This is a genomic window from Pseudomonas sp. H9, from assembly GCF_004353925.1.
Classification (GTDB): Bacteria; Pseudomonadota; Gammaproteobacteria; order Pseudomonadales; family Pseudomonadaceae; genus Aquipseudomonas.
In genome coordinates this window covers 106,843-119,411 of record NZ_SMOK01000013.1, presented here as the reverse complement: position 1 = coordinate 119,411, position 12,569 = coordinate 106,843, and the positions used below count along the sequence as shown (strand labels likewise).

The following is a 12,569-nucleotide window of genomic DNA, read 5'->3' as shown; positions in this document are numbered from 1 at the left end:
CGAATTCTACAGCGTTTCAATTCGCTGTCAACCACCTTTTTCACCGCTGCCGATCTTTCGATCGAAGCCCTTCCGGTACTACCTGGAACATCTAACTCATTGAATCTCAAGGAGTTTTCCGTTCCGACTGCGCCGGAAGTGGGGCGAATTATAGAGAGATCTGAGGGGGCGTCAAGCACTTATTTCAATTTTGTTTCGGCGGGGGCTTTGCAGCTATAAGCCACAAGCTAAAAGCGGCAAGTTAAAGCAAGCACACCGCCCACTCGTAGCTTGCAGCTTCAAGCTTGTCGCTACCTATATATAGGTAGCGTTACTCGGCTTTGAGCGTGATGCGCGCGAAAGCCTTTTTACCCGCCTGGCAAACATGCGTTGCACCCAGAGCAAATACGAAGCCGCGATCTACGACCTCGCCATCAACCCGAACACTGCCAGCAGCCAGCAAATCGCGCGCAGCTGCCGAGTTCTTCACCAGGCCCGCCTTATTAAGGACGGCAGAGATTGGCATCTCTTCACTCGCCAGCACTTCGATCTCCGGCAGATCTTCTGGCAGCTCGCCATCTTTCATCCGATTACCCGCACCACGGTGAGCGTTCGCCGCCGCCTCTTCACCATGGAAACGTGCAACGATCTCTTCTGCCAGCTTGATCTTGATATCACGCGGGTTGGCACCAGCAGCGACGTCAGCACGGAACGCATCGATCTCTTCCATCGAGCGGAAGCTCAGCAGCTCGAAGTAGCGCCACATCAACGTGTCAGGAATCGAGACCAGCTTGCTGTACATCACGCCCGGCGCTTCCTGAATGCCAACGTAGTTGCCCAGCGACTTGGACATCTTCTTGATGCCATCCAACCCTTCAAGCAGCGGCATGGTCACAATGTTCTGCGCTTCCTGACCGTAGGAGCGCTGCAATTCACGGCCCATCAGAAGGTTGAACTTCTGGTCGGTACCACCCAGCTCGACATCCGCCTTGAGTGCGACCGAGTCATAGCCCTGTACCAACGGGTAGAGAAACTCATGAATGGCGATCGGCTGATTGGTGGTGTAGCGCTTGTCGAAGTCGTCACGCTCGAGCATGCGCGCCACAGTGTACTGCGAGGCCAGACGAATGAAGTCTGCTGGGGTCAGCTTGTCCATCCAGGTGGAGTTGAACGCGACTTCGGTTTTGGCCGGGTCGAGAATCTTGAACACCTGCTGCTTATATGTCTCGGCGTTATCCAGCACCTGCTCGCGGGTCAGCGGCGGACGCGTAGCGCTCTTACCGCTCGGGTCGCCGATCATGCCGGTGAAGTCACCGATCAGGAAGATCACCTGGTGCCCCAAATCCTGGAACTGGCGCAGCTTGTTGATCAGGACGGTATGCCCCAGGTGCAGATCAGGAGCGGTCGGGTCAAAACCCGCCTTGATCCGCAGCGGCTGCCCGCGCTTGAGCTTCTCGACCAACTCGGACTCTACCAGTACCTCTTCCGCACCACGCTTGATCAGCGCTAGCTGCTCTTCAACCGACTTCATAACAGACCCGCAGGCTCAGATTCAAAGGGCCCCAACCATACAAGATCAGCCATCAATTACAAGTTTTTGGCCCGGATGTGACCCGGTAGCCGACTGATGACGTCTGCGCCCTTGCGCTGGAAGGGATTTGGTTATATTTTATACAGTTATTTCATCTTCATCATGTCATTCATCTTTTCCAATTCATCTATTTCAAAGTCAATTCATCTATGACCAACGAACCGCCTAAAGCGCCCCCGCTTTATCCGAAGAGCCATCTGTTGGCCGCCAGCGGCATCGCCGCCTTACTCAGCCTGGCCTTGCTGGTGTTCCCATCCAGCGAGGTAGAAGCCAAGAAAACCACCTTGAACCTCGAGCTGGAAAGCCCTGCCGAGCAACTCAAGCAAGAACCGGAAGCGCCACTGACGCAAACCGCCGAAGCATCCAACGGATCGCCTTTCGCACAGATTGACAACAGCGCCGCACCTACCGAGGAAACCGCCAAGGTTGAGCCCGCTCCGGCGCCTGCGCCAGCCCCTGCCGAGCCGGCCGAAGCTGCCCAGACTCCAAGCCACCGCGAAGTCACCGTTGGCCGTGGCGACACCCTGTCGACGCTGTTTGCCAAGGTCGGTCTGCCAGCTGCCGCCGTGCACGAAGTACTGGCTAGTAACAAGCAAGCCAAGCAGTTCAGCCAGCTCAAAAGCGGCCAGGTACTGCAAATCGAACTGGATAAAGACGGTCAGTTGGCCAGCCTGCACAGCAAAGTCAGCAACCTTGAAACCATACGCCTGACCAAAAGCGCAAACGGTTACGCCTTCAACCGCGAAGTGAGCAAACCGGTTGTGCGTTCGGCTTACGCCCACGGCGTCATCAAGAGCTCGCTGTCGGCCAGTGGCCAGCGCGCCGGCCTGCCGCATAGCCTGACCATGGATATGGCGCGCATCTTTGGCTACGACATCGACTTCGCTCAGGATATTCGCCAGGGCGACGAATTCGACGTGATCTATGAGCAAAAGGTCATGGACGGCAAGGTGGTAGGCAACGGCAACATTCTTTCCGCGCGCTTCACCAACCGTGGCAAGACGTTCACCGCGGTCCGTTACACCAACAAGCAGGGCAACACCAGCTACTACACTGCTGATGGCAACAGCATGCGCAAGGCGTTCATCCGTACCCCGGTTGATTTTGCTCGCATTAGCTCGCGCTTCTCGGCCGGGCGCAAGCACCCGATCCTCAACAAGATCCGCGCCCACAAAGGCGTTGACTATGCCGCGCCGCGTGGCACGCCAATCAAGGCGGCTGGTGATGGCAAGGTATTGCTCGCCGGACGTCGCGGTGGTTACGGCAACACCGTCATCATTCAGCACGGCAACCGCTACCAAACGCTCTACGGCCACATGCAAGGCTTTGCCAAGGGCGTGAAGACGGGCGGCACCGTCAAGCAAGGCCAGGTGATCGGTTACATCGGCACTACCGGCCTCTCTACTGGGCCGCACCTGCACTATGAGTTCCAGGTAAACGGCGTTCACGTCGACCCACTGGGACAGAAGTTGCCGATGGCTGACCCGATTGCCAAAGCCGAGCGCCAGCGTTTCCTGCAGCAGAGTCAACCTTTGGTGGCTCGCATGAACCAGGAAAAAGCAACCATGCTCGCGTCTAATAAGCGCTAATCAATGGCCCTGTATCTGGGGGTGATGTCCGGGACCAGCCTTGATGGCCTGGACATCGCATTGATCAAGCAGGAGCAGCGCACCAGCCTGCTCGCCACTCATTACATTCCCATGCCAGCAGCGTTGCGCCAGGACCTGCTGGACCTGTGCGCCAGCGGGCCGGACGAAATCGCCCGCGCGGCGCTAGCCGAAGCCCAATGGGTAGCTCTGGCAGCCGAGGGCATCGCCCATCTGCTGACGGCCCATAACCTCAAACCCTCCGATATCCGTGCGATTGGTAGCCATGGCCAGACCATTCGCCACGAACCGGCTCGTGGATTCACCATTCAGATCGGCAACCCAGCCTTACTGGCCGAGCTTACCGGTATCTGTGTCGTCGGTGATTTTCGTCGACGCGATGTCGCAGCGGGCGGCCAGGGTGCGCCACTGGTTCCGGCATTTCATGAGGCCCTGTTCGAGCTTCAAGGACAACGCCTGGCGGTACTCAATGTCGGCGGCTTCAGTAATCTCAGCCTGATCGAACAGGACAAGCCGGTCAGTGGCTTCGATTGCGGCCCGGGTAACGTTTTGCTCGACGCCTGGATTCAGGAAAAACAAGGCCAACGTTATGACGCCAATGGTGCGTGGGCAGCCAGCGGTGCGGTGAACGCTAACCTTCTGGCCAGCCTGCTGAGTGATCCGTTCTTTGCCGGTACTGGCCCGAAGAGTACCGGACGCGAAGTGTTCAACTTGCCCTGGCTCATGCGCCACCTGGCTACTCAACCATCGATCACCGATGCTGATGTCCAGGCCACGCTGCTGGAGCTCACCGCTCACAGTATTGTCAGCTCTCTGCAAGGTGCTCAGGAAGACACCCAGGCGCTGCTCGTTTGTGGCGGCGGCGCGCACAACAGCGCACTGATGGAGCGCATGGCTGCGCTGCTACCTCGTGCTCGCGTCAGCAGCACTGCAGCTCACGGCGTTGACCCTGACTGGGTCGAGGCTATGGCTTTTGCCTGGCTCGCCCATTGCTGCCTGCAAGGTATCCCGGGCAATCGCCCCAGCGTCACTGGTGCCCGTGGCCTACGGGTACTTGGCGCCATTTACCCCGCCTGATCCGCACAAAGTAAAACGCCGCGCATATGCGCGGCGTTTGCGGTCACTACCCTGTCGTCAGATCGAGAACGAAGAGCCGCAGCCACAGGTGGTGCTGGCATTCGGGTTCTTGATGACAAAACGCGAGCCTTCCAGGCCTTCCTGGTAATCCACTTCGGCTCCTGCCAGGTACTGGAAGCTCATCGGATCAACTACCAAAGCCACGCCTTCGCGCTCAACAATGGTGTCGTCTTCAGCGACGTCTTCATCGAAAGTAAAACCGTACTGAAAACCCGAGCAACCGCCACCGGTCACGAACACTCGCAACTTCAGGCGATCGTTGCCTTCTTCATCGACCAGGGTCTTCACCTTGTGCGCTGCACCCTCAGTGAACTGCAATGCCACGGGGGTGAAGGATTCGACGCTCATGCTGACTATCTCCCGGCGCTATGCCGCCATAATGCGTGATGACGCGCATTATCCGCTTCTCCGAGAAAATCGGTCAAGAATACGAAAGCTGTAAGTGATTAGCTGCAAGCTACAAGCTAATTGCCCAAGGCCTTAGCTTGTAGCTTCTGGCTTGCCGCTGCGGGCTTAAGGCAACAGACCGGCGTGCGACAGGCCCATGCGCTCATCCAGCCCGAAGAGGATGTTGAGGTTCTGTACTGCCTGGCCCGACGCGCCTTTGACCAGGTTGTCGATGACCGACAACACCACCACCAGATCACCACCCTGCGGGCGGTGCACGGCGATGCGGCAGACGTTGGCGCCGCGAACGCTGCGGGTTTCAGGGTGACTGCCGGCAGGCATCACATCGACGAACGGCTCATCGGCGTAGCGCTTCTCGAACAGTGCTTGCAGATCGACCGAGGTGTCGGCGACGGTTGCGTACAGGGTGGAGTGGATACCACGGATCATTGGCGTCAGGTGCGGCACAAATGTCAGGCCAACCTCACCACCAGCAGCCCGGCGCAGGCCTTGGGTGATTTCCGGCAGGTGGCGGTGACCTTTGACGGCATAAGCCTTCATGCTTTCACCCGCCTCACAGAACAGCGAGCCAACCGAGGCCCCGCGACCAGCCCCGCTCACACCTGACTTGCAGTCGGCGATCAAGCGCGAAGCATCAGCAATACCAGCCTCCAACAGCGGCAGGAAGCCCAGCTGGGTTGCTGTCGGGTAGCAACCCGGGACGGCGATCAGGCGCGCCTGGCGGATCTGCTCGCGGTTAACTTCAGGCAGACCATAGACCGCATCTTTGAGCAGCTCAGGAGCACCATGGGGCTGGCCGTACCATTTGGCCCATTCATCGGCGTCCTGCAGGCGGAAGTCGGCAGACAGGTCAATGACCTTAGTGCCGGCGGCCAGCAATTCACCTGCCAATGCATGTGCAACACCGTGAGGGGTGGCGAAGAAGACCACGTCACAGGCTGCCAGGGTTTTCACATCAGGCACGCTGAAAGCCAGGCCATCGTAATGACCACGCAGGTTCGGGTACATATCGGCCACCGCAAGGCCAGCCTCGGAACGCGACGTAATGACCGCGACCTCTGCCTGTGGATGCTGCGCCAACAAACGCAGCAATTCGACGCCGGTGTAACCCGTGCCGCCAACGATACCGACCTTGACCATAACGCGTGCCCCTTATCAACGAACCTACAGGAAAGCCCACGATAATAGGGGGCCGGAAACACGCCTACAACTGTTGAGATGGCCCGCCAGGCGCCTAGCCTCTACTATCTGACGACCGTGAACCCTGAAGGAACTCAACTCCATGCTATTTCTCTGGATCAAAGCGCTGCACATCGTCAGCGTGGTCTGCTGGTTTGCCGGGCTGTTCTACCTGCCGCGCTTGTTTGTCTATCACGCGCAAAGCCAGGACAGCATCAGCCAGGAGCGCTTCATCACCATGGAGCGCAAGCTGTATCGCGGCATCATGCTCCCGTCGATGATTGCCACGCTGGTCTTTGGTATCTGGCTGATGAGCCTGACTCCCGGCTTTCTCAGCCAGGGCTGGATGCACGCCAAACTCACCCTGGTGATTCTGTTGATTGGCTACCACCACATGTGTGGAGCTCAACTCAAACGCTTCGCGCGCGGTGAAAACACACGCAGCCACGTGTTCTACCGTTGGTTTAACGAAGTGCCGGTACTGATTCTGCTGGCGGTCGTAATTCTGGTGGTGGTCAAACCGTTCTAACCTAAGCCCTTACTCAGCCTCGGGAAACTTGCCATGTCATTGCCTGCCCTGCTTGAACAACGCTTGCGCCTGCCGGTGGTTGCGGCCCCCATGTTTCTGATCTCCAACCCGCAACTGGTGCTCGCCTGTTGTACCAATGGAATCGTCGGCAGTTTCCCGGCGCTGAATCAGCGTGACAGCGGCGGCTTCAAAGCCTGGCTTGAGGAAATCGAAACAGGCCTGGCATCGCTGGAAAAACCAGCCCCCTATGCGGTCAACCTGATCGTGCACCAGAGCAATCCACGCCTGCAGGCAGACCTGGCGCTGTGTGTAGAGCATAAAGTCCCCATCGTCATTACCAGCCTCGGGGCGGTGAAGGAGTTGGTTGATGCTGTGCACAGTTACGGCGGCCTGGTGTTCCATGACGTCACCACTCGGCGCCATGCCGAAAAAGCTGCCGAGGCTGGCGTAGACGGCTTGATTGCTGTGGCCGCTGGTGCGGGGGGCCATGCTGGCACCTGGAGCCCCTTCGCACTGATCGCCGAAATCCGCCAGTTCTTCGACAAGACACTGCTGTTGGCCGGCTGCATCAACCGAGGCCACGAGGTTCTCGCTGCACAGTTGCTGGGTGCAGACCTCGCCTACCTGGGTACCCGCTTTATCGCGACACACGAAAGCCAGGCCCCAGGCCCGTACAAAGAAATGATGCTAGAGGCCAAGGCAGCCGATATCATCCACACTGCTGCGGTTTCCGGGGTGCCTGCCAGCTTCATGCGTCAGAGTCTGGAAGCCGCCGGTTTTGACATGGCGGCCTTACGTAGTCACACCGAAGCCAAGCTCAAACCCATTCACGATGAGGCCAAAGCCTGGAAGACCGTCTGGTCGGCAGGTCAAGGCGTCGGTGCCATCGACAGTCTGTGCTCTGTCGAGCAACTGATCACCAGTCTGGATGACGAATACCGCCAGGCCCAGGCCTCCGCTGCAGCCCTGAGCCATCACTGGCCAGGTTGAGCCTTACTACGGCACTGGACGGCTGCATGAGTAATACCCTTACGCTCTCATCGGCACACAAACCTCAGTAAACTGCGCGCTTTGGCCGCCCTTCCCCCTGGAGAACTGCATGACCCGTTACGCCATGATCACCGGTGCGTCCAGTGGCTTAGGCCTGGCACTGGCCGAGGCGCTGGCTCGTCGGGGACGCAACCTGATCCTGGTGGCACGTCAGCGCGACCCGCTGGAAAGCATTGCTATCGAACTCACCCAACGCTTTGGCGTTGAAGTACTGTTTCGCGCCTGCGATCTGGGCGAACCACTGCGCTTGTCCGGGTTTCTGCTGGAGCTTGAAGAGAGTGAGCGAAGGATTGATCTGCTGGTCAACTGTGCCGGGATTCGTACCTACGGTCCGTTCCTGGCCCAAGAATGGGGCGACGAGCAGGACCTGATCGAAGTGAATATCCTCGCCTTGACCCGGCTATGCCATGCGCTGGGCAATGCCATGGCCGTTCAGGGCGGCGGGCAGATCCTCAACGTCGCGTCCCTTGCTGCCTTTGCCCCTGGGCCCTGGATGAGCAGTTATGCCGCGAGCAAGGCCTATGTGTTGCACTTTTCCGAAGGCCTTCGCGAAGAGCTCAAACGCACCGGTATCAAGGTCTCGGTGCTGTGCCCAGGCCCGGTCCGCTCGCCGCTGCGCAAAATCCCGCGCCTGGAGAAGGGCCAACGCTGCCTGAGCCCGGAAGAAGTAGCCCTGTACACCGTTCGCGCCTTGGACAAGAACCGCGCTCTGATCATCCCCGGGCGACGCAATCGGTGGCTGGCGTTCAGCCCCCGCCTGTTGTCGCGCTGGATGGTGCGCAAGCTGTCCGGCGCAATCAATCAGGCCTACTGCCCACGCTGAAGACGCAGGGCTGGGCGTCACCACTCGGCCTGAGTACACTCAAGCCCGACCTCTCACATGGAGCAACCGTAGTGGATACTCTGTTCACCAAGATCATCAACCGGGAAATCCCGGCCAAGATCATCTACGAGGACGACCAGGTTCTGGCCTTCCACGATATCGCGCCACAAGCGCCGGTTCATTTTCTGGTCATCCCGAAAAAGCCGATTCGTACGCTCAATGACCTGACCGAAGAAGATAAAGGTCTGGCCGGGCATATCCTGTTCACCGCACAGCGTCTGGCCAAAGAGCTGGGCTGCGAAGACGGTTTCCGCGTGGTGATGAACTGCAACGAACTGGGTGGCCAGACGGTCTACCACATCCACATGCACGTGCTGGGTCAGCGCCAGATGCACTGGCCGCCGGGCTGATCCAGGACAAGCCCGATCTTCACGATTGCGGTAAACTATCGGGCACATTCTTGCGGAGGTGCCCGATGGCTACCGAACGTCAATACTCGCCGCTCGACCGCTTGTTGCTGCAGGCCGATACAGCCATGCGCACCTTGCTGCCCTTCAGCGGCCAACCATCCCGCCCTTCTCCGGCTATCATCCAGCCGGATGTCAGCCTGGACGATACTCAAACCCGCCATGTGGCCGGGCTGATGCGCATCAACCATACCGGTGAAGTCTGCGCTCAGGCGCTCTACCAGGGCCAGGCGTTGACCGCCAAGTTGCCACAAGTACGCAAGGCCATGGAGCATGCGGCCGAAGAAGAGATCGATCACCTGGCCTGGTGCGAACAGCGCATCCGTCAGTTGGGCAGCCACCCTAGCGTGCTGAACCCGCTGTTTTACGGCATGTCGTTCGGCATCGGTGCGTTGGCCGGCTTGGTCAGCGATAAAGTCAGCCTGGGGTTCGTTGCCGCCACCGAGCATCAGGTATGCAAACATCTGGACGAACATCTGGAGCAGATTCCGAGCGAGGATGAAAAATCCCGGGCGATTCTTGAACAAATGCGCGTCGATGAAGAACAACACGCCGAATCAGCCCTGGAGGCTGGCGGCTATCGCTTCCCTGCCCCCGTACGTTTTGGCATGAGCCTGATGGCCAAGGTCATGACCAAAAGTACCTACCGTATTTAGGTCATACCATCATGAAGGAACGTTTCGATGCCAAGGATCTGGCCCGAGCGGTCAGTGCAGGCGTTCTGAACCCAGGCCAGGATCAGGCGCTGCTTGAGTTTCTCAAACGCCAACCCGGTACACAGCCTAGCTTCCAATTAGCCCATGTTGCGTTCTACCTTGGCGCACTGCTGATCATGGCTGCCATGGGCTGGTTACTCACCGAAGCCTGGATGCGCATTGGCGATGTGGCGTTGCTGGTAATCGCATTGGCTTATATCGTTTGCCTGACCTTCGCCGGCTTGCTAATGCAACGCCGCGGCCAGATCATCCCGGCCGGCGTACTTGCAGCGGTGGCCGTCAGTATCGTGCCACTGGCGGTTTTCGCGGTAGAACGGCTTACCGGCATCTGGCCACTTGATGACACTCAGACCGGTTACCATAACTACTACTCCTACGTGCAGGCAGGCTGGCTGTTGATGGAAGCGGCAACGGTTGTCGCTGGCCTGCTAATGCTGCGCTTGATCCCCTTCCCCTTCATCGTCATGCCCATCGCTGTGGCCTTGTGGTTTATGTCCATGGACCTGAGTGAGTGGTTTTACGGCCATACCTTCACCTGGGAACAACGCCTGGCCGTGTCGTTGTGGTTCGGCCTGGTGTTGCTAGCCGTGTTCCTGGTGATCGATGGGCGTACCCGGCAGGACTTTGCGTTCTGGGGTTATCTTGCCGGGCTACTCGCTTTTTGGTTTGGGCTTAGCCTGATGGAGAGCGACAGCGAGTTGAACAAAGCCCTGTATTGCCTGATCAACGTAGGTCTGATGGGCGTGGCGGTCTTGTTGCGCAGGCCGATGTTCATGGTCTTTGGGGCCATGGGCGTAGCGGCGTATCTGGGTTATCTGTCGTACGAAGTGTTTGCCGATTCCCTGCTGTTCCCGGTGGTACTGAGCGTGATCGGCCTGGGGGTCATTGCGCTGGGATTGTTGTACCAGAAGCATCGGGAAGCATTGACTGTTCGCTTGCGGTCCAAGCTGCCAGTTGGCCTGCAGCAATTGCTGCCTGCGCTACGCCGATAGACGGTGAGAGCGGGCTTGCCCCGCGATGCGGTGTGTTTGATAGACCGCATCGCGGGGCAAGCACGCTCCCACCGGGATGTACTGATCAGCCGAGTTCGACAATCTCGTAGCTGTGGGTGATCTCAACGCCTGCACGGCCAAGCATGATCGACGCCGAGCAGTATTTCTCTGCCGACAGTTCTACCGCACGCTTGACCTGAGCCTCTTTGAGGCCACGACCCTTGACCACGAAGTTCAGGTGAATCTTGGTGAACACCTTCGGATCCTCGCTGGCGCGCTCGGCATCCAGGAAGGCTTCGCAGCTTTCCACTGCCTGGCGGGACTTCTTCAGGATGCTGACCACATCGAAGTTGCTGCAGCCACCCAGGCCCAACAGCAGCATTTCCATGGGTCGAACACCCAGGTTACGCCCGCCGGCCTCGGGCGGGCCGTCCATGACCACAACATGGCCACTACCCGATTCACCCAGAAACATGGCTTCACCTGCCCACTGGATACGCGCCTTCATCACCTGGACTCCCTTGTTTGAAAAAAGGCTGCCAGCTTAGACCCAGAAAGGCCGACGGAAAAGCTCAAGCGTGCGAGTAAATCTGCCGATATACCAACAAGTGTCTGATAAGCTGACGCCAAATCACTGGCGCAGCACGCCAGACAACCTATAAAAGTTTACAAGCGTTGCCTCTTACCGGGATTCAGCCATGGTCGCCTCAGCCCTTCCAGCCAAGATCAAGAACATCGACAAGCTGCTCGCCCATTGCCAGCGGCGCCGCTTTGCGGCCAAGAGCAACATTCTCTGTGCCGGCGATAAAGCCGACTCCCTGTCTTTCATCGTCAAAGGCTCGGTAACTATCTTGATTGAGGATGACGACGGCCATGAAATGATCATTGCCTACCTCAACAGCGGTGATTTCTTTGGTGAGCTGGGTTTGTTTGAGCCAACCGGGCAGGAACAGCGACGCAGTGCCTGGGTGCGAGCAAAAAGCGAGTGCGAGGTAGCAGAAATCAGTTACGAGAAATTCCGCGAGCTGGCCCGTCAGGATCCGGACATTCTCTATGCGCTGGGCAGTCAGATGGCGCAACGCTTACGCAATACCACCCGAAAAGTCGGCGACCTGGCCTTTTTCGATGTTACCGGGCGCGTTGCCCGCTGCTTGCTGGAGCTGTGCAAGCAACCCGATGCCATGACCCACCCTGACGGCATGCAGATCAAGATCACCCGTCAGGAGATTGGTCGAATCGTCGGTTGTTCACGAGAGATGGTCGGCCGCGTACTCAAAGACCTTGAAGAACGCAGCCTGGTTCACGTCAAAGGCAAGACCATGGTGGTCTTTGGCACCCGCTAATCGCGAGCGATGCCCTTGATGACGTCCGCATAGGCCTGGCCAAGGCGCTCAAGCACTGGCGCCTGGGGCACAACTTCGTGCAGCGCGATGTGGCTGTCGGCGAGGCAACGCTGTTCCAACTCGCAACATTCGTTGAAGCGATTGACCGCAGCCACCATCGACTCACGCTCGTTGTCCAACAGCAAGGCGCCATGCACCAGCACCACCGGACGCTTGCCATTGAGCCCCTGTCGCCAGCGCTGAGCGGTACCTACAAGCTTGCGGCCATTGAGATTAACGTTGTAGCGGCCGTCACAGAACGCCCCTTCAATTTCCCCAACTGACGCCAACCCGCCCCATTCGCGCAATACATCACACAACGGCAGGCACAGACGTTCGTAGGCATTTTCGATACGCCCATGATCGCCTTCGCTGCGTGGCGCGACATAAATCAAGGCGATGTTGATCACAGCTGGCGACTGAGGCACCGGCTCGCCCCCGGTTTCGCGCAACAGCACCGGCCATCCGGCAATCGCCAGCTCGGCACAAGCAGCCTCGAACCCCTCCAGGCGACTCATGCGCCGAGGCATGACCAAGGCACGATCCGTCGGACGCCAGAACAACAGGCCGTATTCTTTTTCGCCTTTGCACACGGCCGCCAGCAGATCCTGTTCGGCCTGCAATCCGGCCTCGACAGTCACATCCAGTATTTGATCAGTCATCACAGCAACCTTGTAGATACAAAAAAGCCGGCAATGCCGGCTTCATC

General features: G+C 58.6%; 15 protein-coding genes. 10 read left to right on the top strand and 5 right to left on the bottom strand.

The window, feature by feature from the left end:
- Positions 1–219 (top strand): hypothetical protein (locus tag E1573_RS26885; RefSeq protein ID WP_218568377.1); only part of this gene is annotated, 219 nt, incomplete at its 5' end.
- Positions 220–310: 91 nt separating this feature from the next.
- Here E1573_RS26885 and tyrS read toward each other — a convergent pair.
- Positions 311–1,510, bottom strand: a complete 1,200-nt coding sequence (gene tyrS / locus E1573_RS13130; RefSeq protein ID WP_133214297.1) for a tyrosine--tRNA ligase — start codon at positions 1,508–1,510, stop codon at positions 311–313.
- Positions 1,511–1,719: 209 nt separating this feature from the next.
- Between tyrS and E1573_RS13120 the strand changes: the two genes are divergently transcribed.
- Positions 1,720–3,159, top strand: coding sequence for a peptidoglycan DD-metalloendopeptidase family protein (locus E1573_RS13120; protein WP_133214295.1), 1,440 nt, complete (start codon positions 1,720–1,722; stop codon positions 3,157–3,159).
- A 3-nt stretch (positions 3,160–3,162) separates the two neighbouring features.
- Positions 3,163–4,254, top strand: a complete 1,092-nt coding sequence (locus E1573_RS13115; protein WP_133214293.1) for an anhydro-N-acetylmuramic acid kinase — start codon at positions 3,163–3,165, stop codon at positions 4,252–4,254.
- A gap of 57 nt (positions 4,255–4,311) precedes the next feature.
- Here the strand turns inward: E1573_RS13115 and erpA are convergent, their stop codons facing one another.
- Both erpA and argC read right to left on the bottom strand, forming a co-directional pair.
- Positions 4,312–4,662, bottom strand: a complete 351-nt coding sequence (gene erpA / locus E1573_RS13110; RefSeq protein ID WP_028942121.1) for an iron-sulfur cluster insertion protein ErpA — start codon at positions 4,660–4,662, stop codon at positions 4,312–4,314.
- A gap of 165 nt (positions 4,663–4,827) precedes the next feature.
- Complete coding sequence (argC, locus tag E1573_RS13105) at positions 4,828–5,862, bottom strand: N-acetyl-gamma-glutamyl-phosphate reductase (RefSeq protein ID WP_133214291.1); 1,035 nt, start codon at positions 5,860–5,862, stop codon at positions 4,828–4,830.
- A gap of 142 nt (positions 5,863–6,004) precedes the next feature.
- Between argC and hemJ the strand changes: the two genes are divergently transcribed.
- From hemJ to E1573_RS13075, 6 genes are all read left to right on the top strand, one after another.
- Positions 6,005–6,430, top strand: a complete 426-nt coding sequence (gene hemJ, locus E1573_RS13100; protein WP_133214289.1) for a protoporphyrinogen oxidase HemJ — start codon at positions 6,005–6,007, stop codon at positions 6,428–6,430.
- Positions 6,431–6,463: 33 nt separating this feature from the next.
- Positions 6,464–7,420, top strand: a complete 957-nt coding sequence (locus tag E1573_RS13095; RefSeq protein WP_133214288.1) for a nitronate monooxygenase family protein — start codon at positions 6,464–6,466, stop codon at positions 7,418–7,420.
- Positions 7,421–7,529: 109 nt separating this feature from the next.
- Complete coding sequence (locus E1573_RS13090) at positions 7,530–8,303, top strand: SDR family oxidoreductase (RefSeq protein ID WP_133214286.1); 774 nt, start codon at positions 7,530–7,532, stop codon at positions 8,301–8,303.
- Positions 8,304–8,374: 71 nt separating this feature from the next.
- A complete protein-coding gene (locus E1573_RS13085) occupies positions 8,375–8,713 on the top strand; it encodes a histidine triad nucleotide-binding protein (RefSeq protein ID WP_045199336.1) in 339 nt (112 codons plus the stop codon).
- Positions 8,714–8,778: 65 nt separating this feature from the next.
- The gene (coq7, locus tag E1573_RS13080) at positions 8,779–9,426 is read left to right on the top strand and encodes a 2-polyprenyl-3-methyl-6-methoxy-1,4-benzoquinone monooxygenase (RefSeq protein ID WP_133214284.1); all 648 of its coding nucleotides are present in this window, start codon (positions 8,779–8,781) and stop codon (positions 9,424–9,426) included.
- Positions 9,427–9,437: 11 nt separating this feature from the next.
- Positions 9,438–10,478, top strand: a complete 1,041-nt coding sequence (locus tag E1573_RS13075; protein WP_133214282.1) for a DUF2157 domain-containing protein — start codon at positions 9,438–9,440, stop codon at positions 10,476–10,478.
- An 85-nt stretch (positions 10,479–10,563) separates the two neighbouring features.
- Here the strand turns inward: E1573_RS13075 and E1573_RS13070 are convergent, their stop codons facing one another.
- A complete protein-coding gene (locus E1573_RS13070; RefSeq protein ID WP_133214280.1) occupies positions 10,564–10,986 on the bottom strand; it encodes an OsmC family protein in 423 nt (140 codons plus the stop codon).
- A gap of 190 nt (positions 10,987–11,176) precedes the next feature.
- Between E1573_RS13070 and crp the strand changes: the two genes are divergently transcribed.
- Positions 11,177–11,821: a cAMP-activated global transcriptional regulator CRP gene (crp, locus tag E1573_RS13065; protein WP_133214278.1), complete on the top strand. Its 645-nt coding sequence runs from the start codon at positions 11,177–11,179 to the stop codon at positions 11,819–11,821.
- Here crp and E1573_RS13060 read toward each other — a convergent pair.
- Entirely contained in the window at positions 11,818–12,522 is a 705-nt protein-coding gene (locus E1573_RS13060) for a lipoate--protein ligase family protein (protein WP_133214276.1), read from the bottom strand. The genes crp and E1573_RS13060 overlap by 4 nt on opposite strands.
- Positions 12,523–12,569: the final 47 nt, after the last annotated feature.